The organism is Massilia sp. LC238, assembly GCF_000735635.1.
In the GTDB taxonomy this organism is placed as follows: Bacteria; Pseudomonadota; Gammaproteobacteria; order Burkholderiales; family Burkholderiaceae_D; genus Telluria; species Telluria varians.
Map to the genome: position 1 here is coordinate 20,167 of NZ_JNNN01000073.1, position 24,033 is coordinate 44,199.

At 66.3% G+C, this 24,033-nt stretch carries 23 protein-coding genes; 12 read left to right on the forward strand and 11 right to left on the reverse strand.

The features are described from left to right. The first annotated feature begins 25 nt into the window (after positions 1-25). The 3 genes from FG94_RS19630 to FG94_RS19640 all read left to right on the forward strand — a co-directional run bounded on the left by FG94_RS19630 (position 26) and on the right by FG94_RS19640 (position 3,168). Complete coding sequence (locus tag FG94_RS19630) at positions 26-1,087, forward strand: 3-deoxy-7-phosphoheptulonate synthase (protein WP_036215166.1); 1,062 nt, start codon at positions 26-28, stop codon at positions 1,085-1,087. A gap of 76 nt (positions 1,088-1,163) precedes the next feature. Beyond that, entirely contained in the window at positions 1,164-2,204 is a 1,041-nt protein-coding gene (gene tsaD, locus FG94_RS19635) for a tRNA (adenosine(37)-N6)-threonylcarbamoyltransferase complex transferase subunit TsaD (protein ID WP_036215169.1), read from the forward strand. A gap of 121 nt (positions 2,205-2,325) precedes the next feature. Next, a complete protein-coding gene (locus FG94_RS19640) occupies positions 2,326-3,168 on the forward strand; it encodes an endonuclease/exonuclease/phosphatase family protein (RefSeq protein WP_036215172.1) in 843 nt (280 codons plus the stop codon). 3 nt (positions 3,169-3,171) lie between these two features. Here FG94_RS19640 and FG94_RS19645 read toward each other — a convergent pair whose 3' ends face one another. The 3 genes from FG94_RS19645 to FG94_RS19655 all read right to left on the reverse strand — a co-directional run bounded on the left by FG94_RS19645 (position 3,172) and on the right by FG94_RS19655 (position 5,158). Further along, the gene (locus FG94_RS19645) at positions 3,172-3,837 is read right to left on the reverse strand and encodes a DsbA family oxidoreductase (protein WP_036215175.1); all 666 of its coding nucleotides are present in this window, start codon (positions 3,835-3,837) and stop codon (positions 3,172-3,174) included. 134 nt (positions 3,838-3,971) lie between these two features. Continuing rightward, on the reverse strand, positions 3,972-4,592 hold the full coding sequence (plsY, locus tag FG94_RS19650) for a glycerol-3-phosphate 1-O-acyltransferase PlsY (protein WP_036215178.1): 621 nt from the start codon (positions 4,590-4,592) through the stop codon (positions 3,972-3,974). Positions 4,593-4,666: 74 nt separating this feature from the next. Beyond that, a complete protein-coding gene (locus FG94_RS19655; RefSeq protein WP_036215181.1) occupies positions 4,667-5,158 on the reverse strand; it encodes an aminoacyl-tRNA deacylase in 492 nt (163 codons plus the stop codon). A 38-nt stretch (positions 5,159-5,196) separates the two neighbouring features. Here FG94_RS19655 and FG94_RS19660 point away from each other — a divergent pair, with 38 nt between their 5' ends. Beyond that, positions 5,197-6,171: an endonuclease/exonuclease/phosphatase family protein gene (locus tag FG94_RS19660; RefSeq protein WP_036215184.1), complete on the forward strand. Its 975-nt coding sequence runs from the start codon at positions 5,197-5,199 to the stop codon at positions 6,169-6,171. A gap of 228 nt (positions 6,172-6,399) precedes the next feature. Here the strand turns inward: FG94_RS19660 and FG94_RS19665 are convergent, their stop codons facing one another. The 5 genes from FG94_RS19665 to FG94_RS19680 all read right to left on the reverse strand — a co-directional run bounded on the left by FG94_RS19665 (position 6,400) and on the right by FG94_RS19680 (position 11,958). Beyond that, complete coding sequence (locus tag FG94_RS19665; RefSeq protein ID WP_229446001.1) at positions 6,400-8,631, reverse strand: bifunctional diguanylate cyclase/phosphodiesterase; 2,232 nt, start codon at positions 8,629-8,631, stop codon at positions 6,400-6,402. A gap of 284 nt (positions 8,632-8,915) precedes the next feature. After that, entirely contained in the window at positions 8,916-9,086 is a 171-nt protein-coding gene (locus FG94_RS27965; RefSeq protein WP_200880006.1) for a hypothetical protein, read from the reverse strand. 84 nt (positions 9,087-9,170) lie between these two features. Further along, the gene (gene xerD, locus FG94_RS19670; protein WP_036215187.1) at positions 9,171-10,076 is read right to left on the reverse strand and encodes a site-specific tyrosine recombinase XerD; all 906 of its coding nucleotides are present in this window, start codon (positions 10,074-10,076) and stop codon (positions 9,171-9,173) included. Further along, complete coding sequence (locus FG94_RS19675) at positions 10,049-10,573, reverse strand: methylated-DNA--[protein]-cysteine S-methyltransferase (RefSeq protein ID WP_036215190.1); 525 nt, start codon at positions 10,571-10,573, stop codon at positions 10,049-10,051. The genes xerD and FG94_RS19675 overlap by 28 nt, the downstream gene beginning before the upstream one ends. 380 nt (positions 10,574-10,953) lie before the next feature. Continuing rightward, positions 10,954-11,958: a TRAP transporter substrate-binding protein gene (locus tag FG94_RS19680; RefSeq protein ID WP_051996934.1), complete on the reverse strand. Its 1,005-nt coding sequence runs from the start codon at positions 11,956-11,958 to the stop codon at positions 10,954-10,956. 112 nt (positions 11,959-12,070) lie between these two features. Here FG94_RS19680 and FG94_RS19685 point away from each other — a divergent pair, with 112 nt between their 5' ends. The 3 genes from FG94_RS19685 (at position 12,071) to FG94_RS19695 (ending at position 15,276) form a co-directional block, all read left to right on the forward strand. Continuing rightward, complete coding sequence (locus FG94_RS19685; protein WP_036215193.1) at positions 12,071-14,074, forward strand: PAS domain-containing sensor histidine kinase; 2,004 nt, start codon at positions 12,071-12,073, stop codon at positions 14,072-14,074. Between the two features lie 58 nt (positions 14,075-14,132). Then, positions 14,133-14,729: a response regulator transcription factor gene (locus tag FG94_RS19690; protein ID WP_036215196.1), complete on the forward strand. Its 597-nt coding sequence runs from the start codon at positions 14,133-14,135 to the stop codon at positions 14,727-14,729. A gap of 220 nt (positions 14,730-14,949) precedes the next feature. Then, entirely contained in the window at positions 14,950-15,276 is a 327-nt protein-coding gene (locus tag FG94_RS19695; RefSeq protein WP_229446002.1) for a DUF3052 family protein, read from the forward strand. On the opposite strand, the gene queG is transcribed toward FG94_RS19695, so the two are convergent. Then, a complete protein-coding gene (gene queG / locus FG94_RS19700; RefSeq protein WP_036215201.1) occupies positions 15,253-16,368 on the reverse strand; it encodes a tRNA epoxyqueuosine(34) reductase QueG in 1,116 nt (371 codons plus the stop codon). The genes FG94_RS19695 and queG overlap by 24 nt on opposite strands. Before the next feature lie 52 nt (positions 16,369-16,420). Here queG and tsaE point away from each other — a divergent pair, with 52 nt between their 5' ends. Genes tsaE through FG94_RS19715 form a run of 3 tightly spaced genes read left to right on the forward strand, consistent with a single transcriptional unit; the run spans position 16,421 to position 19,102 of the window. Next, on the forward strand, positions 16,421-16,909 hold the full coding sequence (tsaE, locus tag FG94_RS19705) for a tRNA (adenosine(37)-N6)-threonylcarbamoyltransferase complex ATPase subunit type 1 TsaE (RefSeq protein WP_036215203.1): 489 nt from the start codon (positions 16,421-16,423) through the stop codon (positions 16,907-16,909). Continuing rightward, a complete protein-coding gene (locus FG94_RS19710) occupies positions 16,870-18,294 on the forward strand; it encodes an N-acetylmuramoyl-L-alanine amidase (protein WP_051996935.1) in 1,425 nt (474 codons plus the stop codon). Before tsaE ends, FG94_RS19710 begins: the two co-directional genes overlap by 40 nt. Positions 18,295-18,307: 13 nt before the next feature. Then, positions 18,308-19,102, forward strand: a complete 795-nt coding sequence (locus FG94_RS19715) for a D-hexose-6-phosphate mutarotase (RefSeq protein WP_036215205.1) — start codon at positions 18,308-18,310, stop codon at positions 19,100-19,102. Between the two features lie 105 nt (positions 19,103-19,207). Here FG94_RS19715 and FG94_RS19720 read toward each other — a convergent pair whose 3' ends face one another. Next, positions 19,208-20,275 (reverse strand): carbonic anhydrase, encoded by a 1,068-nt coding sequence (locus tag FG94_RS19720; protein WP_036215206.1) that lies wholly within the window; start codon positions 20,273-20,275, stop codon positions 19,208-19,210. 119 nt (positions 20,276-20,394) lie between these two features. Continuing rightward, entirely contained in the window at positions 20,395-21,039 is a 645-nt protein-coding gene (locus FG94_RS19725) for a VTT domain-containing protein (protein WP_027866695.1), read from the reverse strand. Between the two features lie 137 nt (positions 21,040-21,176). Between FG94_RS19725 and FG94_RS19730 the strand changes: the two genes are divergently transcribed. Together FG94_RS19730 and mutL are read left to right on the forward strand one after the other, a co-directional pair. Continuing rightward, entirely contained in the window at positions 21,177-22,106 is a 930-nt protein-coding gene (locus FG94_RS19730) for a peptidylprolyl isomerase (RefSeq protein ID WP_036215208.1), read from the forward strand. A gap of 18 nt (positions 22,107-22,124) precedes the next feature. Then, positions 22,125-24,029 carry a DNA mismatch repair endonuclease MutL gene (gene mutL / locus FG94_RS19735; RefSeq protein WP_036215210.1) on the forward strand — a complete coding sequence of 635 codons (1,905 nt, stop codon included), beginning with the start codon at positions 22,125-22,127 and terminating at the stop codon, positions 24,027-24,029. Positions 24,030-24,033: the final 4 nt, after the last annotated feature.

Sequence of the window (24,033 nt, forward strand, 5' to 3'; positions counted from 1 at the left end):
TATTCCCTTTAGAAATCATCGCACCATGATCAACACGCCTGCCATTGAAAATACCAACGTCAGTTCGTTCGGGCAGATGCCGACGCCGACCGAACTCCACGCCACACTGCCGCTGTCCGACAAGGCCTTTGCCACCGTGATGGCAGGCCGCGAAACCCTGCGCAACATCCTCGACCGCAAGGACAAGCGCCTGTTCGTGGTCGTCGGACCCTGCTCGATCCACGATCCGGAAGCCGGCCTGGATTATGCGCGCCGCCTCAAGGCGCTGCAGGCCGAAGTGGCCGATACGTTGGTGCTGGTGATGCGCGTGTATTTCGAGAAGCCGCGCACCACCACCGGCTGGAAGGGCTATATCAATGACCCGTTCATGGACGACTCCTTCCGCGTCGACGTCGGCATGGAACGCGCGCGCCGCTTCCTGCTCGACGTGTGCGAACTGGGCCTGCCCACCGCCACCGAAGCGCTGGACCCGATCTCGCCGCAGTACCTGGGCGACCTGATTGCCTGGACCGCCATCGGCGCGCGGACCACCGAATCGCAGACCCACCGCGAGATGTCTTCCGGCCTGTCGACCCCGGTCGGTTTCAAGAACGGCACCGACGGCGATGTCTCGATCGCGATCAATGCCGTGCTGTCCTCGGCCAACCCGCACGCCTTCCTGGGCATCAACGGCCAGGGCACGGTGTCGATCGTGCGCACCAGCGGCAACGCCTACGGCCACGTGGTGCTGCGCGGCGGCGGCGGCCGTCCGAACTACGATTCGGTGTCGGTGGCGATCGCCGAGCAGGCCCTGCAGAAGGCCGGGCTGCCGGCCAACCTGGTGGTGGATTGCTCGCATGCCAACAGCTACAAGAAGCCGGAACTGCAGCCGCTGGTGATGTCGGACGTGATCCAGCAGATCAGGCACGGCAACCGCTCGCTGGTGGGTGTGATGATCGAATCGAACATCGTCAGCGGCAGCCAGGCGATTCCGGAAGACCTGTCGCAGCTGAAGTATGGCTGCTCGGTGACCGACGGCTGCATCGGCTGGGAAGAGACCGAGGCGATGCTGCGTAGTGCGCACAAGGAACTCCTGCAGCGTCCGTAACCGGTGCTAATGCGTGGGCGGCACTCGCGCCCACGCTGCTGTAAAATCTCGCTTTTCCTCCCTGCTGTTTCCCCCCATGATTGTTCTCGGCGTCGAATCCTCCTGCGATGAAACCGGCCTGGCTCTGTACGACACCGAGCGCGGCCTGCTGTCCCATGCCCTGCACTCGCAGGTCGCCATGCACGAAGAGTATGGCGGCGTGGTGCCGGAACTCGCTTCGCGCGACCACATCCGCCGCGCCCTGCCGCTGCTGGAAGAGGTCCTGAAACGCGCGGACATGCCCGCATCGAACATCGATGCGATCGCCTACACCCAGGGCCCGGGCCTGGCCGGCGCGCTGCTGGTCGGTTCCTCGGTGGCCTGCTCGCTGGCCCTCGCCCTCGACAAGCCGGTGCTGGGCGTGCACCACCTGGAAGGCCACCTGCTCTCGCCCCTGCTGGCCAGCGAGCGTCCGGAATTCCCCTTCATCGCCCTGCTCGTCTCGGGCGGCCACACCCAGCTGATGCGCGTGGACGGCGTCGGCCGCTACACCCTGCTGGGCGAGACCCTGGACGATGCCGCCGGCGAAGCCTTCGACAAATCGGCCAAGCTGCTGGGCCTGGGCTATCCGGGCGGCCCGGCGATCTCGCGCCTGGCCGAGTTCGGCGATCCGCTTGCCTACACGCTGCCGCGCCCGATGCTGCATTCGAAGGATTTCAATTTCAGCTTCTCGGGCCTGAAGACCGCCGTGCTGACGGTGGTAAAGAACCATGAAGAGAAAGTGGTGGCGAATATCTGCGAGCAGGACAAGGCCAACATCGCGCGCGGCTTCGTCGACGCCATCGTCGAGGTCTTGACCGCCAAGTGCGTCAACGCCCTGCGCCATACGGGCCTGAAGCGCCTGGTGATCGCCGGCGGCGTCGGCGCCAACCGCCAGTTGCGCGAATCGCTCGATGCCGCGGCCGCCAAGCGCAGGTTCAAGGTCTATTATCCGGAGCTGGAATTCTGCACCGACAACGGCGCCATGATCGCCTTCGCCGGCGCCATGCGCCTCGAACGCAAGCCGGATCTGGCCCAGCGCGACTATGCTTTCAACGTGCGTCCGCGCTGGCCGCTCGATGAACTGGAAGCCGCCTGACAAGGCCTTTTACACTTGCTTTCAACATTGAACTTGCATGCCTGACATCGATCCTACGGTGTGACCGCCCCTTGCCAAACGATGGCAATATCCGACGGTTAAGTTTTACGGAGGTACTGCGATGCGCGTTGTAAGTTGGAACATTCGTTGGGGTTGTGGCAAGGACGGCCGGATCCGCATTCATGCGATCATCGACGTCCTGCGACGGCTGAATCCGGATGTCGTGTGTCTGCAAGAAGTAGCGGCCAATCACTCGGAACTGGAAGGCAGCGCCACCGCCAACCAGTTCAAGCAGCTGGGCGGCGCCTTTGGCGGCTACCATTCCATGGAGCACGCACCAAGCGAACTCTACAAGAATAACTCGCCCCGCCTGTTCGGCAACCTGATCCTCTCGCGCTACCGCATCTCGCAGGTGCACCGCCACCTGCTGCCCTGGCCGGCCGACCCGGAAAACCCGGCCGGCATGCCGCGCGGCCTGATGGAAACCGTGATCGATGCGCCCAGCGGCAAGCTGCGCCTGATGACCACCCACCTCGAGTACTATTCGGCGCTGCAGCGCAGGGCGCAGGTGCAGCGCATCCGCGAACTGCATGCCGAGGCCAGCGCCCGCGCCCGCATCTTCCAGCCGGACCCGAGCCTGGACGCGCCCTTCCAGCTGGGTTTCCGTCCTGCCTCGGCGATCCTGTGCGGCGACTTCAATTTCACCCCGGATTCGAGCGACTACCAGGCCATGCTGGCGCCGATCGACGACGCCCCGGCCTTTGTCGACGCCTGGCGCGTCGCCCACGGCGGCGTGGCGCGCGCCCCGACCACCGGCCTGCACGGCTACCCGTGGCCGGACAAGCCGGACTGCTACGACTACTTCTTCGTCACCGACGACCTGGCGCCGCGCGTGGCGACGGTCGACGTGCAGTCCGAGACTGCCGCGTCTGACCATCAGCCAATCGTGCTCGACCTGAAGTAATTCTTACTGCTGGGCAGCAGCGTCACTCTGCGCCGCGATCTCGCGCAGCGCCTGCTCGAACACTTCCGGCGGCTGGCCGCCCGAGATCAGGTGGCGCTGGTTGATGATGATGGCCGGCACCGAGTGGATGCCGGCGCGCTGGAAGAACTGCTCGCGCTCGCGCACCTCGTCGGCATACTCGTCGGATTCCAGGATGCGCTTGGCCCGCTCGCGGTCCAGGCCGACACGCTCGACGACGTCCAGCAGCACGTCGTGGCAGCTCGGGTCCTGGCAATGGGTGAAATAGGCCTCGAACAGGCCCATCTTGAGGTCGCGCTGGCTGCCCTCTTCCTCGGCCCAGGACAGCAGGCGGTGCGCATCGAAGGTGTTGTAGATGCGGCCGCGCCGCTCCATGTCGAAGCTGAAGCCGACGTCGGCGCCGCGCTGGCGGATCATCTCGCGGCTGTTGGCCTGCTGCTCGGCGGTGGCGCCGTATTTCTCGGTGATGTGCTCGACGATGTCCTGGCCGTCCGGCCCCATATTCGGGTTCAGCTCGAAGGGCTGGAAATGCATGTCGGCCTCGACCTCTCCCTTGACGCGGGCGAGCGCCAGCTCCAGCGAGCTCAGGCCGATCGCGCACCAGGGGCAGGAGACGTCCGAGACGAAATCGATGCGGAGTTGTTTGCTCATGAGGGTGCCACCTTTCAGGTTCGTTGCGGCACCGCAGGTGCCTGATGGCGATATGGTAACGCGATGTGGCTTTTTCGGTGCGCCATGAAAAATGGGGGAGCAGTGCTCCCCCATGTTGCCGGCAGACGCCCGCCTTATTTTTTGGCGGCGCCCTTGGCCTTGCTGCCGATCTTCGATTCCTTGCCCGCCATCAGGTTTCCGATATTGCTGCTGTGGCGCCACAGGAGCAGCGCGCTCATCGCCGCCACCGCGAACAGGATCTCGTCCGCCCCGAACAGCAGGCCGTAGTAGAAGGGCGCGAAGATCGACGCGATCAGCGCCGCCAGCGAGGAATAGCGGAAGGCATAGGCCACGATCAGCCAGGTCGCCAGCGTCGCCAGTCCCAGCCACACATTAATCCCGAGCAGCACGCCGAGCGCGGTCGCCACGCCCTTGCCGCCCACGAACTTGAAGAACACCGGCCACAGGTGCCCCAGGAACACGGCGATCGCGACCAGGGCGATGCCGCCGTCGTCGAGGCCGTACTGCGGGCCGAACTTGACCGCCAGCCAGACCGCGAGCCAGCCCTTGGCGGCGTCGCCGACCAGGGTCGCGATCGCGGCCTTCTTGCTGCCGCTGCGCAGCACGTTGGTGGCGCCCGGATTCTTGGAGCCGTAGGTGCGCGGGTCGGACAGGCCGAAGGCGCGGCTCATCACGACTGCGAAGGAAATCGAGCCGATCAGGTAGGCGGCAATGGTGGCGATCAGGGTGTTCATGTCACTTTCTTACTTGTTTGTCGGTACGGAAACTGGGCGCTCGGACTATACACAGTGAGCGTGCCTTTTGGCAATCATTCCGCCAGCGCGCACTGCACCGGCTTCGCGCCCAGCGTCGCGGTCAGCACGTCGGGGGCAATGCCGACCAGGTAACCGCGGCGGCCGCCGTTGATGTAGATCTTGTCCAGCGCCAGAATCGATTCCTCGACGTACACCGGCATCGCCTTGCGCACGCCGAAGGGCGAGGTGCCGCCGACCAGGAAGCCGGAATGACGCTGCGCCACCTCCGGCTTGCAAGGCTCGACCGACTTGCAGGGAATCGCACGCGCCAAATTCTTCGTCGACACCTTGCGGTCGCCGTGCATCAGCACGATCAGCGGCCGCGCCGATTCGTCCTGCATCACCAGGGTTTTGATGACATTGTGCTCAGGCACACCCAGTTCGCGCGAAGACACGGCCGTGCCGCCGTGTTCCTCGTATTCGTAGGGATGTTCGGTAAAAGCCACGCCGTGCTTGCGCAGGAACTGCGTCGCGGGTGTCTCAGATACGTGCTCTTTCTTGGCCATGCGTGGTACGCTTAAGACGAACATAAGGGGTTTCTATTATGCAGCAAGAAATTCGCTTTGCCACCTTCAACACCTTCAACCTGGCCCCGCCGGGCATGCGCTGCTACGAAAATCTCGCTCCCTGCACGCCGGAGGAATACGAGGCCAAGCTGGACTGGACCGCGCACCAGATCGACCTGCTCAATGCCGACGTGATCGGCTTTCAGGAAATCTTCTCGCAGGCCACGCTACGCGAGGTGCTGGCGCGCACCCGGCGTTTTCGCGAAGCGGTCCACCTGGGTTTCGATCCCGACCCGGAGGCGCCGCGCCTGACCCCGAGCGTGGCCCTGGTCTCGCGCCTGCCGGTCCTGAGCCATCCGCGCGCAATCAGCCTGTTCCCGGACAACGTGGCCATGCCGCCGGGCAGCCGCGACCCGGACCGTTTCACGCGCGCCCCGCTGCATGCCGAGGTCGAACTGGCGCCCGGCATCGTGATCGACGTGATCGTCGTGCACCTGAAGTCGCGCCGCCCCGACTACCGCAGCAGCGACACCGACGAAGACCCGAACCTGTACGCCCTCGCCTGCCTGCGCTCGCTGATCCGGCGCGGCACCGAGGCCACCGCCCTGCGCGTGCTGCTCACCGACATGGCGCGCGACAAGGGGCGCCCGCGCATCGTGCTGGGCGACTTCAACGACGTCGCCGATTCGGTGACCACCGAGATCGTGCTCGGCGAAGGCGCGCCGCTGGCGGAGCGCATGTTTGACGCCGCGCGCCTGCACATGCACCAGGACAACCTGCGCAGCGTCGGCTTCTCGATCGTGCACGAAAGCCGGCACTCGACCATCGACCATATCCTGGTGTCGCAGGAATTCAATCCGGTGCTGCCGAATGCGATCGGCGAGGTGGTCGATGTGGTCTACCTGAACGACCACCTGGACCTGGGGCTGCCGGAAGCCTCGGACCACGGGCAGGTGCTGGCGCGCATCCGCCTGTATCCGCAGGCGGATCGGCCGGAGGGCGGCGTGGATTGATCAAAGAGCGCTGCAAGCAAGCGCGGCGCTTCGCTTTTGTAGGGTGGGCGGCTCTACCGCTCACGCCGATCATCTTGCGCCATGTCGGCCGCCCACGCGTTCAACGCCGGCATGAACAGACGATCGGTCTATTCATGCTTGGTTTGAACGCGTGGGCGGCGGATATGGCGCGGCATAGTTCGTTTCGGGTGTAGCCGCCCACCCTACGAACATCTCACGTCAGCGGGCTCAACGCACCGCCGGATTGAAATCCGGCCGGGCGCTCGCCCCCGCCGCATAAAAACCCTGGTATTCGTCGCAGCCGTGCTGGCGCAGGAAGCGCAATTGCTCCTCGGTCTCGACGCCTTCGGCCACCACGCGCAGGCGCAGGCTGCGCGCCACCGCGATGATCGCCGGGATCAGGGCTGCGTCCGCCGGATCGTGCTCGATGTCGCTCACGAAGCTGCGGTCGATCTTCAGCTTCGACAGCGGGAAGCGTCGCAGCGAGGACAGGCTGGACAGCCCGGTGCCGAAGCGGTCGATGGTCAGCTGCACCCCGCGTTCGCGCAGGGACTTCACGGTGTCGTCGAGCACGTGGTCGCCGCGCATGATGGCGCCCTCGGTGATCTCCAGGTCGAGCCAGGCTGGCGCCAGGCCGGACTGCGCCAGCGCGGCGTCCACCTTCTCGAGCAGGCGGCCGTGCAGGAACTGGATGTCGGACAGGTTCACCGCCACCGTCACCACGTGGCCGGCGTCGCGCCAGCTGCGCGCCTGGGTGCAGGCTTCAACCAGCACCCATTCGCCGATCGGCACGATCAGGCCGCATTCCTCGGCCACCGGCAGGAACTCGTGCGGCAGCAGCAGCCCGCGCTCGGGATGGCGCCAGCGGATCAGCGCTTCCATGCCGATCACCTTGCCGGAGCCGACGTCGAGCTCGGGCTGGTACTCGAGCACGAATTCGCCGCGTTCGAGCGCCTGGCGCAGGCGCTTTTCCAGTTCGCCGCGCTCGAATACGCGCGCATTCATCTCGGGACTGAAGAAGCGGAAGCTGCTGCGGCCGTTCTGCTTGGCGTGGTACATCGCCACGTCGGCATGGTGCATCAGGGTGTCGACGTCGCCGCCGTCGGTGGGACAGATGGCGATGCCGATCGAGGCCGACAGCGTCAGCTGCTGCCCCGCCACCTCGAACGGACGCGAGACCGCCCCCATCACGGCATTGGCGACGTGCGCGGCCTGGTCGACCCCGCCGATGTCGGCCAGCAGCACGACGAATTCGTCGCCGCCGAGCCGGCTGATGGTGTCGACCCGGCGCACGCAGCCGCGCAGGCGCGCGGCCACTTCGCGCAGCACTGCGTCGCCGGTCTGGTGGCCGTTGTTGTCGTTGATGGCCTTGAAGCGGTCGAGGTCGAGGAACAGGACGGCGAAGCTGTCGCGCTGGCGGCGCCAGGTGGCCAGCGCCTGGTGCATGCGATCGAGGAACAGGGCGCGGTTCGGCAGGCCGGTGAGGGTGTCGTGCTCGGCCTGGTGGCGCACCTGCGCCTCGGCACGCTTGCGTTCGCTGATGTCGGAGAGCGTCGCCATGTAGCTGCTGGCGGCGCCGTGCGGGTCGCGGATGGTGGTGAGCGCCACCCAGGCGGTGTAGTGCTCGCCGTTCTTGCGCACGGCGGGCAGCTCGCCCTGCCAGCGGTCGTTGCCGTCGAGCTGGGACCAGATGGTGTCGTAGAAGCCGCCCCCGCCGCCGCCGTCCTCCTTGTCCTTGTCCTCGCCCCAGGGCAGGCTGGCGATCGTGGAGCCGATGATGTCGGCGGCGTCGAAGCCGGTGATGGCGGTAAAGGCCTGGTTGACCGCCTGCACCCGGTATTCGGCATCCATGACGATGATGGCTTCGTGCGCATTCTCGAACACCCGCGCCGCCTGGCTCAGGTTGTCTTCGACCTGCTTGCGCGCGGTGATGTCCACTTCCATGCAGAACACCTGCTGCGTGTGACCGTCGCGCTTGACCGGGAAGTGGTTCGAATGCAGCCACAGGCGCCGGCCGGCGGCGGTCTCGACCCGCCAGTCGCGCGGCGCCGGCGCCTCGCCGTCGCGCCAGATGGCGGCGATGGTGTTGTCGAATTCGCGCTGCTGGTCGAGGTGGGACACCAGCTCGCGGAAGGGCTTGCCCAGCGCATGGCTGGCCGGGATGCCGAACAGCTGGGCGCAGGCATGGTTCCAGAAACGCACGATGCCGGCGCCGTCGCGTGAATGCACGGCCACCGCCGGCGCCAGTTCGATCGCCGTCACGAAACGGTAGAGCCAGTCGAGCGCCTGGCGGCCGGGGCCGTCGAGCTCGACGGCTTCGGGCAGGGCGCCGGCCGGCGCCGGATGCGGCGCAGCGGGCGCCTGGAGATGGTCCTGGACGTGGCGGACAGGATCGGCAGGCAAGTCCAGCCCGCGCGGCCCACTGGGCCAGCCCGTCGGGTCTCGCGCTTGTTCGCTCACGGAAGAATCCTTTTCTAACGGAAACAGTCATGCGTGCCATGACAATCCCGTCATTCTTCCCCGCCCTGCCACCGTGGCGTTTGCGGGCACGCAAAAGCAGGCTGCGCCTGCATTTCGTCGCGCCCGGGCGGCATTCCAGACCCGCGTTTCGACCGCCCGTCGCATCCGGCTGGATGCGCTAGACGCGCCTGGCTATATTGGCATCATGCGCAAGGAGCTCCACCCTCTTCGCCAGGACGGAGCCCGAGCGCGAAGCATTCCATGCCCGCCCCGCGGACCTGCCTTCAGGCGGCGTCCTGCGGGGCCGCTTCGCCCTGCTCTGCCTGCGGCTGGCCGGTGCTGCCTTCCTCCGCCTCGCGCTTGGCGTCCTGCTTGCGCTTGGCCTTCTCTTCCGCCTTGCGCTTCTTTTCGAGCTCGCGCTGTCGCTTTTCGTACTGGAAATTCGTCCGTGCCATGTTCACCTCGTTAGCAGTGGATGTGAAGGGTGATGATCGGTGCTGCAGGCCCATTATGGCCCACCGCTTGCGCGGCGGCTTGAATTAACCCCGCGGGTGGTGCTGGGCATGCAGATGCTTGAGGCGCTCGCGCGCAACATGCGTATAGATCTGTGTGGTCGAAATGTCGGCGTGGCCCAGCAGCAGCTGCACCACACGCAGGTCGGCGCCGTGGTTCAACAAATGGGTGGCGAAGGCGTGGCGCAGGGTGTGCGGCGACAGCGGTCCCCCGATGCCGGCCTTTTGCGCATGCTTCTTGATCAGGATCCAGAACATCTGGCGCGACATCGCCCCGCCGTGGCCGGTGACGAACAAGGCGTCGTCGACCTGCCCGTTCAGGATGATGCCGCGCGCATCCCGCAGGTAGCGCTCCAGCCAGCTGCGCGCCTCCTGGCCGAACGGCACCAGGCGGGTCTTGCTGCCCTTGCCGGTGATGCGCAGCACGCCGTCATTCAAGCTGACTTCGACCAGTTTCAGGTCCACCAGTTCCGACACCCGCAGCCCGCTCGCATACATCAGCTCGAGCATGGTGCGTTCGCGCAGGCCCAGCGGCGTGGACACGTCCGGCGCCGCGAGCAGCGCCTCGACCTGGCTTTCGCTCAAGGTGTGGACGAAGCGGGTCGGCTGCTTGGCCGAGGCCATTTTCAGGCAGGGATCGATCGGGATCTGGTTGCGGCGCAGCGCCAGCCCGTAGAAGCGTTTCAATACCGACAAGCGCCGGTTCGCCGAACTGGGGCGCGTGTCGGCGTGGCGTTCGGCGAAATAGGCGGCGATGTCCTCGGGCTGCACGGCAAGCAGGCTGGCGCGCTGCGGCCGCTTGGCTTCCAGCCAGCCGGCAAACAGCTTGAGGTCGCGGCGGTAGGCGTCGAGCGAATTTTTGGCCAGCCCCTGTTCCAGCCAGAGGGTGTCGCAGAACTCGTCGATCAGTCCCAGATCGATTGCTGCTGCCATGGGGATGCGGTGGCGCCTTCGTGGCGCAGCAGCCAGCGCTTGACGGACAGGTGGAAGCCGTTCTCGTCGTCCTGGTTCGAAAAGCCGCCCAGGCCGCCGGATGCGGTGACGCGGTGGCACGGGTTTATCAACGGGAAGGGGTTGGCGCCGCAGGCCTGGCCGACCGCGCGCGGGGCCGAGCCGATCATCTTGGCCAGCTGGCCATAGGTCTTGACGCTGCCGCGCGGGATGGCAGAGATTTCGGACCAGACGCGGCGCTGGAACTCGGTGCCGGCCTCGAACAGCGGCAGGTCGAAGCGGAAGTCGGGGTCTTGCAGGTAGTGCGCCACCTGGACAGCAGCGGCATCGGCCACCTGATTATCGGCGGCTTTTTCCTGGAACGAAGGCTGTAGATAGACCAGTTCGCGGACGCGTCCGTCAGTGGTGCGGATCCCGATGGCGCCGAATGGCGCCGGGACGATGGCGTTGAACAAGGTGCTTGCCTGGTCGGTCTTCATTCCAGCATCTTAACCGCTGGGATGGCGCCCGGCCACCCCCAGCCGGACTTCCGGCGAAAAAAAAGCGCACCCTGAGGTGCGCTCCAATTCGGGTCACGTCCCCGGCCGTTTAGCAGTGCTAACGGCTTCTGTAAAACGTGTGTCTCCTCGATTGTTCTCCGGTATGGATTACCGTGATTTTCTCTATGCTCCCCAAAACCGTGTGTGTTCTGTTCGCGTACGCACCATGTGGGTGCGAAGAGGCCCCATCATAACGCAAGCTTTTCGTGCAAACGTATCTTTTTGGCCACATTACCAAAAATTATTTTTAGATATGAAGAAAACGCATGAGCGTTCGCAAGGCCTGTCATGCAGCTGTCATAAGACGCTCTGGTCCAGCCTTATCTGGCGACCTCGCGCTGGATCGCCTGCACCACGTCCTTGCCGATGCGCGCTTCCATCTGGGTGTACACCGGCTGCATGGCGCGCCGCCATTCGGCCTGCTGCTGCGGGCTGAGCGTATGGATGGTGGTGGTGCCGGCGCGCCGGATCGATTCCAGGGCCGCGTCGTTGGTACGCTGGGCAATGGTCTTCTCGTAGGCGGTGGCTTCCGTCATCGCCTTTTCCAGCGTCTTGCGGATCCCGCCCGGCAGGCCGTCCCAGAACTTCTTGTTGACGATGACGGCGTAGCCCAGGTAGCCGTGGTTCGACACCGTCAGGTGCTTCTGCGACTCGTGCATGCGCTGGGTGTACATGTTCGAGGGCGTGTTCTCGGTGCCTTCCACCACGCCGTTGCGCAGGGCCGGCGTGGTTTCCGAAAACGCCAGCGCCAGCGGCTGGGCGCCCAGCGAACGCATCTGGACATCCAGCACCTTGGAGGCCTGGATGCGCATGCGCAGGCCGCGGAAATCGGATGGCGCCAGCAGCGGCTTGTTGGCCGACATCACCTTGAAACCATTGTCCCAGTAGGCCAGGCCGGTGATGCCCTTCGACTCGAGTTTACGCAGCAGGCCGCGCCCGATGCGCCCCTCCGTCACCGCATACAGCGCCTGCTTGGACGGGAAGATATACGGCAGGTCGAAGGCTTCGAATTCCTTCACGCCCAGCGGCGAGAACTTGGCCAGCGAGGGCGCCAGCATCTGCACCGCGCCCAGTTGCAGGGCTTCGAGCTCCTCGCGGTCCTTGTAGAGCTGGCTGTTCGGGTAGACTTGCACCTTCACCCGGCCGTTGGTCATCTGCTCGGCCAGGACCTTGAAGCGCTCGGCGGCGCGCCCTTTCGGCGTGTCCGGCGCGACCACGTGGCTGAACTTGATGATGATCGGCGCCTGCGCCCAGGCGGCATTGCCCGTGACGGCGAGCAGTGCGGCGGCGAGGAATCGGATCTGCAGGGCGGCGGTACGGTTCATCCTGGTCGGGAACGGGAATATGATGGGTGGGACCAGTCTGCGCGGCAGGCTTGCGGCGCGCCATCGTGGACTTCCACAATAGCCCGACAGTGTAACGAAGTACGGAGCATTAATGAAATTTCCCTTCACCCAGCAGCCGGACACGCAGCGTGCGCGCTCCTGGCGCTGGCTGGTGCCGGTCCTGCTGGTGCTGCTGTTCCTGGCGGTGCTGATCTGGCTGCCCTGGCAGGCGCGCCAGATGGAGCAGACCGAACGCCAGGAGCAGCTGATCGCGGACACGCTCTGGGTCGAGCAGACCCTGCGCTTCGAGCTGGCGCGCAGCGAGGAAGCGCTGGCGGGGCTGGGCGCCGACCTGGTGTCGCGGCCGCCGCAGCAACAGCTCACCCCGCAGGCGCTGCAGGCGCGCTTTCGCCAGATGTTCGAGAACGGCCCCGAACTGGTGCGCATCGTCTGGTATGACGCCGATGGCAAGGTGATGGCCAGCCACGGCCTGGAACCGCCCGCCGCCCTGCCCGCGCCGACCCGGCTGGCGGCCGAGGTGGCCGGCGCGACCAGGCGCGGCCGCTACAGCGAACCCTACGGCGCCAGCGACGCCACGCCGGGCGTGCTCGACTTCTACCTGCCGCTGTACGCCGGCGGCAAGCCGGCCGGCAGCCTGGTCGCCACCTACAGTCTGCAGACCCTGCTCGACGAAACGGTGCCCTGGTGGTTCGCGCAGGACAACGCCCTGACCCTGCTCGACCGCGAGGACGACCCGGTGGCGCGGCGCGCCGCCGGCGGCCCGGGACGGGGGGTGTATACGCACCGGCGCGAGCTCGACCTGCCGGGCGCGCTGGTGGTGCTGTCCACCGACAGCGTCAAGCGCGCACCCCAGCTGCTGCCGAACCTGCTCGTCGGATCGGTCATCGTGCTGGCCCTGGGCCTGGTGCTGAGCCTGGGCTCGCTGTGGCGCCACATCTCGCGCACGCTGGCGGCGGAGCGGGCCTTGCGCCAGCAGATGGCCTTCCGCACCGCGATGGAAAACTCCCTGATCACCGGCTTGCGCGCGCGCGACCTGGAAGGGCGAGTCACCTACGTGAACCGGGCCTTCTGCGAGATCGTCGGCCTGCCGGCCGAAGACCTGGTCGGCAAGAAGCCGCCCATGCCCTACTGGGCGCCGGAAGTCATGGCCGAGTATGAGGAGCGCTTCGCCGGCGTCCTGTCGGGCAACATCACGCCCCAGTTCGAAACCGTGTTCCAGCGCCCGGACGGCATGCGCGTGCCGGTGCTGGTCTACGAGGCGCCGCTGGTGGATGCCGACGGCCGCCAGACCGGCTGGATGAGTTCGATCCAGGACATCACCGACCGCAAGCGCGCCGAAGAACTCAACCGCCAGCAGCAGGAAAAGCTGGAAAACAGCGCGCGCCTGGCTACCATGGGCGAGATGTCCTCGATGCTGGCGCACGAGCTGAACCAGCCGCTGGCGGCGATCTCCAGCTACACGGCCGGCGCCCTCAACGTGCTGGAGCGCACCGGCAAGGCGGGCGAACCGGTGAATGCCGGCATGCTGCGGCACGCGCTGGAGCAGGCGCGCCAGCAGGCGCAGCGCGCCGGCCAGATCATCCGCAGCGTGCACGAGTTCGTGAAAAAACGCGAGCCGCGCCGCGAGCCGGTCACCATCCCCAGCGTGGTCGAGGGTGTGCGCGCCCTGGTCGAGCTGCAGGCGCGCCAGGCCGGCGTCATCCTGCGCGTCGAGCTGCCGCCGCAACTGCCGAAGGTGGAGGCCGACCGCGTGATGCTGGAACAGGTGCTGCTCAACCTCACCCGCAACGCGATCGAGGCGATGGTCGACACCCGGCTCGACCAGCGCGTGCTGCGCATCGGCGCGGCCCACGCCGAGGGCATGGTGTCGGTGTCGGTGATCGACCGCGGCCACGGCATCGCGCCGGAAGTGGCGGCCGGGCTGTTCTCGCCCTTCTACTCGACCAAGGCCGAAGGCATGGGCATGGGCCTGTCGATCTGCCGCACCGCGATCGAGTTCCACGGCGGCACGCTGACCCATGCGCCGAACCCGGGCGGCGGCACCATCTTCACGTTCTCGCTGCCGGCGCAAGCGGCGAGCGGGGCGCTGGGCTAAAATCCGGGTGCGGCCTTGCCGCAGATGATCGAGAATACCGAGGACGGAGACCCACCACATGCTGCACATCGTCGACGATGAAGACGTCATCCGCGACGCGCTCGCCTGGCTGGCGCAATCGCGCGGCCTGGAAGCGCGCGGCTACGCCAGCGGCGAAGCATTCCTCGCCGCCGTCGGCGCGTCCGTCCCCGGCGCCGATGGCGCGCAGGGCGACTGCGTGCTGCTGGACGTGCGCATGCCCGGCATGAACGGCATCGCCGTTTTTGACCAGTTGGTAAAAAATGGCCTGAGCGCGCGCCTGCCCGTGATCTTCCTGACCGGCCACGGCGACGTGCCGATGGCGGTCGACTCGCTCAAGCGCGGCGCCTTCGATTTCTTCGAAAAACCCTTCAACGACAACGTGCTGATGGACCGCGTCGAGGAAGCGCTGGTTGCCTCGCGCAAGGCGCTCGATGCCGCCGCGGTGCAGGCGCGCCTGGCGACCCTGTCGGCGCGCGAGCGCGAAGTGCTGGACCTGATCCTGGCCGGCATGATGAACAAGGTGGTGGCCGACAAGCTCGGGATCAGCATGCGCACGGTGGAGGTGCACCGCGCCCATATCTTCGACAAGATGCAGGTCAAGACCGCGGTCGAGCTGGCGGGCTTGCTGAAATAAACCGCCACCTTGGAACTTCCCGAAGCGCCCTCAATTGCTCTTCGTTCTCCTTCTTTTTCGCGCGGCAAGCGTCCCTGCGGTTTGAAGGAAGCCTTGTAAAATGAACCGGAACGCGACACGGCCGCTGCATTCTGTGGCGATCGCGGAGCTATTGCATTTAGGAATTCTCATGAACGAAAAAACAGTTGCAGACAAGATGTTCCTGAGGACGGCGAAATCGATGCTGATCCTTAACGGACAAGCCAATCCCGGCGTGGCGGCGCAGATGCCGCAGCAGCTCGTCAAGGAAGGCGACGGTCCCTTCGACGTGATTCTGATGTTTGCGCTCAACCGCAAGGAGCTCGAGCAATACCTGCCGATCGCCAAGGAACGCCTGGGCGAAAAGGGTTCCTTGTGGATCGCCTACCTGAAGCAGACTGCCTCCAAGGCCACCGACATCAACCGCGATTCGATCAATGCCTATGCCAAGGAAAACGGCATCACCGCAGTGGCGATGATCTCGATCGACGGCGACTGGTCCGGCCTACGCCTCAAGCGCATCGAGTAAAACGCCGTGCTGTGCGAGCGCCCAGCTTACATGCTCGCGCACCAGGCTCGAAGGGTGGCCGGCGCGTGCCCGCAAGGCCGCCACGATCGCCGCATCGCCCTTGCCGGCCGCGCTCGCCGCGGCATTGCCCAGCCCCACCGCCAGGTTGCGCAGCCAGCGCTCGTGGCCGATACGCCGGATCGGACTGCCTTCCATCCGGCGGTTGAATTCCTCCTCTTCCCACCCGAACAGTTCGACCATGCCGGCCTCGCCCAGGCCATTTCTCTCGTCGAAGTCGGGTAGCGACGCGCGCTGCGCGAACTTGTTCCACGGGCAGGCCAGCTGGCAGTCGTCGCAGCCGTAGATGCGGTTGCCGATCAGGGGGCGCAAGTCTTCCGGGATGGCGCCCTTGAGCTCGATGGTCAGGTAGGAAATGCAGCGCCGCGCGTCCAGCCGGCCGGGGCCGAGGATGGCCTGGGTCGGGCAGACCTCGATGCAGGCCTGGCAGCCGCCGCAGTGGGCGCCGGTGGGCGGATCGACGGGCAGCGCCAGGTCGACCAGGATTTCGCCGATGAAGAAGGTGGACCCGGCCGCGCGCGACAGCAGCAGCGTGTGCTTGCCGCGCCAACCCAGGCCGGCTTTTTCCGCCAGCGGCAGTTCCATCACCGGCGCCGAGTCCGTGAATACGCGGTAGCCCAGCTCGCCGACAGCCGCCTTGACCTTCTCGGCCAGGGCCTGCAGGCGGTTGCGCAGCACCTTGTGATAGTCGCGGCCGCGCGCATACACCGAGACCACGGCGGCGCCGGGTTCCAGCTGGCGTGCCTGTTCCTCACGACGCCAGTCTTCTCCGCGCGACATCGGCAGGTAATCCATGCGCGCGACGATGGCGCGCACCGTGCCCGGCACCAGCTCGCTTGGCCGCGCACGCTTCATGCCGTGGCTTGCCATATAATCCATCTCGCCATGGCAGCCGGCGTCGAGCCAGGCCTGCAAGCCGGCTTCCGCATGCGCCAGGTCGATGTCCGCGATGCGCACGTCGGCAAAACCGAGTTCCGCGCCCCATGCCTTGATGGTGCGTGCGAGCTCGTACAGGTCGGGTGGGGATGTCAGCATGGCGGGATGAACAACATGGCGACAGCGGTCGCTTAACACGCTATTTTATTCGATGCAGCCTTTCAAAGCCTACTTGCCCGACGAATCCGCGACCGCCGCCTTGGGTGCGGCGCTGGCGCGCGCGCTCCAGCCCGGCCTGGTGATCTACCTGCACGGCGACCTCGGCGCAGGCAAGACGGCGCTCACCCGCGCCCTGATCCAGGCGGCCGGGCACAAGGGCACGGTCAAGAGCCCGACCTATACGCTGTCCGAGCCCTACCGCGTGCAGGTCGAGGGCCAGGATATCAACATCATCCACTACGACCTGTACCGGATGTCGAGTCCCGAGGAATTCCTGGACGCAGGCTTCCGCGAAGACTTCGACGGCAGGAATATCTGCATCGTCGAATGGCCCGAAAAAGGCGAGCCGGTGTTGCCCTCACCCGACGTTCGAATCTTGCTTGACGTCAGCGGTCTCGGCCGTGAGGTAGAATTGCAGCCGTTGACTCAACCAGGCCTGCTATGTCTCGACCGCCTCGCCTACCCTCCGCCGACTCCCTGATTCCTGGTTCGCCGCGCCGCCGCACCCTGCTCAAGGCCGGCGGCACGCTGCTGCTTTCCGTGATCGCCCCGCTGCCGGCCAGCGCCGCGCAGATCCTGGCCGTCCGTGTCTGGCCCGCGCCCGACTACACGCGCGTGACGCTGGAAAACGACAGCAACCTCAAGACCGAGCACTTCCTCCTGTCCGACCCGCCGCGCATGGTGGTGGACATCGACGGGCTGGGCCTGAACAGCACCCTGAAGAGCCTGGTCGCCAAGATCGAATCGAACGACCCCTACATCAAGCAGGTGCGGGTCGGCCAGAACCGTCCGAACGTGGTGCGCCTAGTGTTCGACCTGAAGGAAGAGATCAAGCCGGAAGTGTTTACGCTGGCGCCGGTGGCCGGCTACCAGCACCGCCTGATCTTCGACCTCTATCCGACCAAGCCGGTCGATCCGATCGCCGCGCTGATCGAAAAGGGCGACTGGTTCAGCGAGGCGCCGACCTCGGCGGCTGCCGGCAGCGCCAATCCGGCCTCGCCCCTGCCGGCCACGCCGCCGGCCCAGACCGGCGCCGCTCCGGAAGCCATCGCCAAGCTGGAATCCGAGATGTCGGCCCTGGACGGCACTCCGCCGCCGCAGCCGGTACAGCCGACGCCGTCGAAGGCCGGCGCCAAGGCTGCGCCGCCGAAGGTGGTGCGCATGGTCACCATCGCGCTCGACCCGGGCCACGGCGGCGAGGACCCCGGCGCGATCGGCGCCAACGGCAGCCGCGAGAAGGACATCGTGCTGGCCGTGGCCAAGCGCCTGAAGGCCAAGCTCGAGCAGCTGCCGAATACCCGCGTGATGCTCACCCGCGACGGCGACTACTTCGTGCCGCTCGGCCAGCGCGTGCAGAAGGCGCGCAAGGTGCAGGCCGACCTGTTCGTGTCGATCCACGCGGACGCCTGGATCTCGCCGACCGCGCGCGGCTCCTCGGTGTTCGTGCTGTCCGAAAAGGGCGCCAGCTCGAGCGCGGCGCGCTGGCTGGCGAACGACCAGAACAAGGCCGACCTGGTCGGCGGCGCCAACTTCGCGGTGCAGGACAAGCAGATCGCGAGCGTGCTGTTCGACCTGTCGACCACGGCCCAGATCAACGACAGCCTCAAGCTCGGCAAGGCCGTCCTGAGCGAAATCGGCGGCATCAACCGACTGCACAAGGCCTCGGTCGAGCAGGCCGGCTTCGCAGTGCTGAAAGCGCCTGACATCCCGTCGATTCTGGTGGAAACTGCATTCATCTCGAACCCGCAGGAAGAAGCCAAGCTGCGCGACGAAGGCTACCAGAACCAGCTGGCCGAGGCCATCACCAATGGCATCAAGCGCTATTTCGCCGACAACCCGCCAATGGCCAAGAGCCGCCAGACCTGACCCTTAGCTGACCATGACCCTCGCCACCCACACCACCTACGGGCAGTTGCCCGCGATCCGGATCCAGGCGCCGGACGGCGCCGAAGCCACCATCACCCTGTACGGCGCCCACCTGGTCTCCTGGAAGGGCGCGGACGGCCGGGAACGCATGTTCATGAGCGAGAAATCGGTGCTCGACGGCAGCAAGGCGATCCGCGGCGGCGTGCCGGTGATCTTTCCGCAATTCGCCGAACGCGGCAAGGGCATGCGCCACGGCTTTGCCCGCGTGAGCAACTGGCGCCTGGAAGACAGCGGCCTCGAAGACGGCGCGGCCTGGGCCAGCTTCGACCTGGCTTCGGGCGACCTGCCGACCACCCTGGCCGACGCCTGGCCGCACACCTTTGCCCTGTGCCTGCGCGTGGCGCTGCGCGCCAACCAACTGGACATGAGGCTCACCGTGCGCAACCTGGGCGCCGCGCCCTTCCCCTTCGCGGCGGCGCTGCATACCTACCACCTGGTGCCGGACGTGTGCGAGGTGCGCATCGAGGGCATCTCCTCGGACGAGATTTCGATCATCGACAAGCTCGACGAGGTCTATCCGCACGTGGCGGGGCGCGCCCAGCTGGCCACCAGCGCGGGAACGCTGGTGCTGGAACAGAGCGGCTTTACCGATGCGGTGGTGTGGAACCCGGGCGCGGTGGACGCGGCGGCGCTGCCGGACATGGAGAACGGCGAGTACAAGCGCTTCGTGTGCATCGAGCCGGCCGTGCTCGATCCGGTGACGCTGGATGCAGGGCAAAGCTGGACCGGGACCTACCGCGTCAGCTGATGAATCAGGTCTGGGGTCAGGTCTGACATTCGGACACGGACTGAGCAATACAATCAAGCAATGCTCGAGTTCGTGTCCAAATGTCAGACCTGACCCTCATGTTATTCAGTTCGATTCCTTGATCATCCTGCCATTGCTCTGCTGGATCGGCCGCGCATTGAGCGGATACAGGCGCGAGAACAGCGCCATCTGCGCCGGCGACGCCTGCATGGTCTGCTTCATCACGACCCACAGCACGTCCTCGGTGCACGGCGGTTCGGTGAGTGAGCCCATATAGGTGAAGTACTCGCGCTTTTCCGGCAGCGCCTCGCTCGGGTCGATCAGGATCGAGGGCGACACGGTCTGGTGCTTTTCCAGCGGCAGGTGGTTCCACACCGTCTGGATCAGGGCATTGGCCTTGCCGCGCTCGAGCAGCACGGCCAGCACCAGCAGCTTGCCTTCATAGCTGCGGTGCACCAGGTGGATCACCATCTCGGTGCCCTTGCCGTTGATGCGCTCTTCCGACGGGCGGTGGAAGTGGAACTGCTGCAGCTCGTAGGCCATGTTGCCGACCGTGAGGAAGTTGCCGCCGCCGACCGTCACCTGGATGGTGTGGCCGTTGTCGATCTCGCTGAACGAGCTCGGACGGTAGTCGAAAGCGATCTGCTCGAGGTCGACCTTGATGCCGTCGCGCAGGTCGATCGGCGACTGGCGCTTGCCGGTATTGCACTGGGCCCAGTTCGAGTTGATGTTCGACCAGTTGGCCGGGCCGTACTCGCCTTCGTAGCTCCAGTGGGTGCCGTTCTTCGGCTTGTTGGCGGCGGCGATCGCGGCTTCGGCTTCCTTGCGGCGCTTCGCTTCCGCGGCCTTCCTTGCCTTGGCGGCCGCGGCGGCGCGGGCCGCCTGCTGCTCGCGCAACTGGGCCAGGCGCTCGGCGATGCGCACCGAGAGGTCGACTTCCGACTGTTCTTCGTCGGCGGCAGCCGGCGCCGGGCGGGCTGCCGCGGTGCTGCGGGCATCCGCGGTGGCGGCCAGGGCCTTCATGTCCGGCTTGACCGAGCTTGGCACGGGCTTGCCTTCGAGGATGGCCTTGACGGTGGCCGTCTTGCCATCGGTGGGCTTGGGAGCGGGGTCGCTCGCGCTTGCGGAAGCCATGACAAGGCTGCAAGCCAACAGGGCGATGAGGTGGCGCATGAGAATCCAGGGAGTGTCTGTCCTCATGCTTATCGGCAATAAGCACGGCAAACTTGAGTGCGCTGGAACAAGAACGCCCTGAAAAATCGGGGCGCTGTCAGGACGGCAAGGCTGCGACCTTACCGGCTCAGCATGTTGCGACCGAATTTATACAGGCCGCCGATCGCCAGCGGTACCATCGCCGCCGAGATGCCGACCAACACGATTTCGGTCAGGTGCTCCTTGACCACCGGGACGTTGCCGAACAGGTAGCCGGCAGTGACCAGGCTGCCCACCCACAGCACTGCCCCGGTCACGTTGAACAGCTGGAAGCGGGCCAGTGTCATCTCGGACACGCCGGCCACCAGGGGCGCGAAGCTGCGCACCACCGGCACGAAGCGCGCCACGATGATGGTCTTGCCGCCATGCTTCTCGAAGAAATCGTGGGTGCGGCGCAGCGCATCCTTGTTGATCCAGCGGTAGTTGTGCGTAAACACGCGCTGGCCGATGGCCCGCCCGACGTAGTAGTTCACGGTATTGCCCGTCACGGCGGCCACGATCAGGAGCGTCATCAGGAGCGCGAAGTTCATCTGGCCGGTGGCGCAGAAGGCGCCCGCGATGAACAGCAGGGTGTCGCCGGGGAGGAAGAAGAACAGGACCAGTCCGGTTTCGCAAAACACGATCGCGAACAGCACGATGTAAACATAGGTTCCGTACTGGGCCAGGAGCGCGCCCAGCGTCCTGTCGACATGCAGGAGCATGTCGAATAACTGCATCAGATCCATCATCTTCCTAGAGGTTAGCCGCGCATCATACCACCAGTAACCCTGCCGGCATGCGAGACCATCGGACGGCTTTACCTTCCAACCACATTCCCGCACAATCGCCGGGATAAGCAATCGATAACACACCTGGAGACTGCATGACCGCTTCGTTCAAGGCATCACGCCTGGCCCTCGCCGCCCTGGCCCTGCTGGCCGCCGGCAGCGCCGCCGCCGCCCCTGCCAAGCCAGAAAAGGAGTTGCCGCCGAAACCCTCGCTGGCCGACGTGGTCAAGGCCTCCAAGCCGGCCGACTGGCGCGCGCTGGACCCGGAAAACACCCTGTACATGGACCTGCCGACCGGCCGCGTGGTCATCGAACTGGCTCCGAGCTTTGCACCGAATACCGCCGCCAACATCCGCGCCCTGGTGCGCGAGAAGTACTTCGACGACCTGTTCATCATCCGCTCGCAGGACGGCTTCGTGGTGCAGTGGGGCGACCCGGACGAGGAGAACCCGAAGCCGTTCAAGGCCGCCAAGACCATCAAGGCCGAGTTCACCGCGCCGATCAAGGCTGCCGGCAGCTTCACCCGGCTGAAGGACGGCGACGTCTACGCGCCCCAGGTCGGACACGTAGAAGGCTTCCCGGCCGCGCGCGACCCAGGCAGCGGCCAGACCTGGCTGGTGCACTGCCCCGCGATGATCGGCGTGGCGCGCGACACCGGCGCAGACAGCGGCAACGGCTCGCAGCTGTACGTCGTTACCGGCCACGCGCCGCGCCACCTCGACCGCAACATCACCGTGGTGGGCCGGGTCGTGCACGGCATGCCCTTGCTGTCGGTACAGCCGCGCGGCACCGGGGCTGCCGGCTTCTACGAGAAGCCCGAACAGCGCATGCCGCTCAAGCGGGTAGCCATGGCGGCCGACGTGCCGGAAGCCGAGCGCAGCAAGCTGGAGGTGATGCGCACCGACAGCGCCACCTACCAGGCCGTGGTCGAGGCGCAGCGCAACCGCGGCGGCCCGTGGACCAAGGTCGCGGCCGGCAAGATCGACCTGTGCAATGCGCCGATTCCGGTGCGGGAGCAGAAGTAGGCGGGATATAATTTGGCGATGAACGCGCCCGCTCCCACCCATCGCCCGATCCAGCAACTCCCTGACCAGCTCATCTCCCAGATCGCCGCCGGCGAAGTGGTCGAGCGGCCATCTGCCGTGGTCAAGGAGCTGCTGGAAAACGCCCTCGACGCGGGCGCGACCCAGATCACCGTGCGCCTGGAAGAAGGCGGTGTCAAGCGCATCGCCATCACCGACAACGGGCGCGGCATCGAGCCGGAGCAGCTGCCGCTGGCGCTCGCGCGCCACGCCACCTCGAAAATCGCCTCGCTGCACGACCTCGAGCACGTCGGCACGCTGGGCTTTCGCGGCGAGGCGCTGGCCTCGATCGCCTCGGTGGCCGCGGTGCGCATCACCTCGCGCACGCCGAACGCCGCCCACGCCTATGAAATCGTCGGCTCGCACGAGGGCACGGTGGCCCCATCTTCGGGCGCCTTCGGCACCACCATCGACGTGCAGGACCTGTACTTCAATACCCCGGCACGCCGCAAGTTCCTGAAGTCCGAGCAGACCGAATACGGCCACTGCGCCGAGGTCGTGCGCCGGATCGCGCTGTCGCGTCCGGACGTCTCGTTCAGCCTGACGCACAACGGCCGCACCATCGACCACTGGAACGTGAGCGAAGCGGCCAAGCGCAGCGGCCAGATCCTCGGCAACGACTTCGCCGAGGCGCGCCTGGCGCTGGACGAATCCGCCGGTCCGCTGCGCCTGCACGGCTACGTCGGCCTGCCGACCGCGTCGAAAGCGCGCGCCGACGGCCAGTTCTTCTACGTGAACGGGCGTTTCGTGCGCGACAAGCTCCTGGTGCACGCGGTGCGCGCGGCCTACCAGGACGTGCTGCACGGCGACCGCTTCCCCTGCTACGTGCTGTCGCTCGACCTCGACCCGGCGCTAGTCGACGTCAACGTCCACCCGTCGAAGATCGAAGTGCGCTTCCGCGACAGCCGCGCGGTGCACCAGTTCGTGTTCCACGCGGTGCAGCGCACCCTGGCGCAGACCTCGGCCACCGCCCACGGCAGCGCGCCGGCGCCGATTTCTGCCGCCGAAGTCAAACCCACCGGCACCCCGGTGTGGGCGCCGCGCCCGCACGAGCAGACCTCCTTCGGTGCGCAGCTCGCGCCGACTTTCTCGCCCTCGCCCTTCGCGCCGGGCAGCCGCTGGGACGATCCGCGTCCGCAGGCGTCGAGCGGGGGCGTGGCGCAGCGTACCGAAGCCTATGGCGCCCTGTTCGCCGCCGGCGGAGCGGCCAGGGCCGAGGCGCCGGTCGGCGTGCCGATATCAAGCTCCGAGCGCCCGCTGTCGAACGAGGACTTCCCGCTCGGCTTCGCGCTGGCCCAGCTGCACGGCATCTACATCCTGGCCCAGAACACCAAGGGCCTGGTGCTGGTCGACATGCATGCGGCCCACGAACGCATCCTGTACGAGCAGATCAAGAACGCACTGGACGCGCGCGCCGAGGGCGAAGAGTTGCAGGTGCAGCAGCTCCTGATCCCGGTGACTTTCTACGCCGACGCCATCGAGGTGGCGACCGCCCAGGACCACGGGGAGACCTTGAAGACGCTCGGCTTCGACATCGCCGCGCTGTCCCCCACCACGCTGGCGGTGCGCACCGTGCCGACCCTCTTGAAGAACGCCGACGCCCAGACGCTGGCGCGCGACGTGCTGCGCGACGTGCGCGAATTCGGCGGCTCGCGCGTGCTGATCGAGCGCCGCAACGAATTGCTCGGCACCCTCGCCTGCCACACGGCGGTGCGCGCCAACCGCATCCTCTCTGTGCAGGAGATGAACGCGCTGCTGCGCCAGATGGAAATCACCGAGCGCTCCGACCAGTGCAACCACGGCCGCCCGACCTGGGTCCAGCTCGAAATCTCGGCACTCGACAAACTCTTCCTGCGCGGGCAGTAATCAA

Bases quoted from the DNA above. Each gene is read 5' to 3' on its own strand.
- FG94_RS19630 (WP_036215166.1), top strand. From the start codon at position 26: ATGATCAACACGCCTGCCATTGAAAATACCAACGTCAGTTCGTTCGGG.
- tsaD (WP_036215169.1), top strand. From the start codon at position 1,164: ATGATTGTTCTCGGCGTCGAATCCTCCTGCGATGAAACCGGCCTGGCT.
- FG94_RS19640 (WP_036215172.1), top strand. From the start codon at position 2,326: ATGCGCGTTGTAAGTTGGAACATTCGTTGGGGTTGTGGCAAGGACGGC.
- FG94_RS19645 (WP_036215175.1), bottom strand. From the start codon at position 3,837: ATGAGCAAACAACTCCGCATCGATTTCGTCTCGGACGTCTCCTGCCCC.
- plsY (WP_036215178.1), bottom strand. From the start codon at position 4,592: ATGAACACCCTGATCGCCACCATTGCCGCCTACCTGATCGGCTCGATT.
- FG94_RS19655 (WP_036215181.1), bottom strand. From the start codon at position 5,158: ATGGCCAAGAAAGAGCACGTATCTGAGACACCCGCGACGCAGTTCCTG.
- FG94_RS19660 (WP_036215184.1), top strand. From the start codon at position 5,197: ATGCAGCAAGAAATTCGCTTTGCCACCTTCAACACCTTCAACCTGGCC.
- FG94_RS27965 (WP_200880006.1), bottom strand. From the start codon at position 9,086: ATGGCACGGACGAATTTCCAGTACGAAAAGCGACAGCGCGAGCTCGAA.
- xerD (WP_036215187.1), bottom strand. From the start codon at position 10,076: ATGGCAGCAGCAATCGATCTGGGACTGATCGACGAGTTCTGCGACACC.
- FG94_RS19675 (WP_036215190.1), bottom strand. From the start codon at position 10,573: ATGAAGACCGACCAGGCAAGCACCTTGTTCAACGCCATCGTCCCGGCG.
- FG94_RS19680 (WP_051996934.1), bottom strand. From the start codon at position 11,958: ATGAACCGTACCGCCGCCCTGCAGATCCGATTCCTCGCCGCCGCACTG.
- FG94_RS19685 (WP_036215193.1), top strand. From the start codon at position 12,071: ATGAAATTTCCCTTCACCCAGCAGCCGGACACGCAGCGTGCGCGCTCC.
- FG94_RS19690 (WP_036215196.1), top strand. From the start codon at position 14,133: ATGCTGCACATCGTCGACGATGAAGACGTCATCCGCGACGCGCTCGCC.
- FG94_RS19695 (WP_229446002.1), top strand. From the start codon at position 14,950: ATGCTGATCCTTAACGGACAAGCCAATCCCGGCGTGGCGGCGCAGATG.
- queG (WP_036215201.1), bottom strand. From the start codon at position 16,368: ATGCTGACATCCCCACCCGACCTGTACGAGCTCGCACGCACCATCAAG.
- tsaE (WP_036215203.1), top strand. From the start codon at position 16,421: ATGCAGCCTTTCAAAGCCTACTTGCCCGACGAATCCGCGACCGCCGCC.
- FG94_RS19710 (WP_051996935.1), top strand. From the start codon at position 16,870: ATGTCTCGACCGCCTCGCCTACCCTCCGCCGACTCCCTGATTCCTGGT.
- FG94_RS19715 (WP_036215205.1), top strand. From the start codon at position 18,308: ATGACCCTCGCCACCCACACCACCTACGGGCAGTTGCCCGCGATCCGG.
- FG94_RS19720 (WP_036215206.1), bottom strand. From the start codon at position 20,275: ATGCGCCACCTCATCGCCCTGTTGGCTTGCAGCCTTGTCATGGCTTCC.
- FG94_RS19725 (WP_027866695.1), bottom strand. From the start codon at position 21,039: ATGGATCTGATGCAGTTATTCGACATGCTCCTGCATGTCGACAGGACG.
- FG94_RS19730 (WP_036215208.1), top strand. From the start codon at position 21,177: ATGACCGCTTCGTTCAAGGCATCACGCCTGGCCCTCGCCGCCCTGGCC.
- mutL (WP_036215210.1), top strand. From the start codon at position 22,125: ATGAACGCGCCCGCTCCCACCCATCGCCCGATCCAGCAACTCCCTGAC.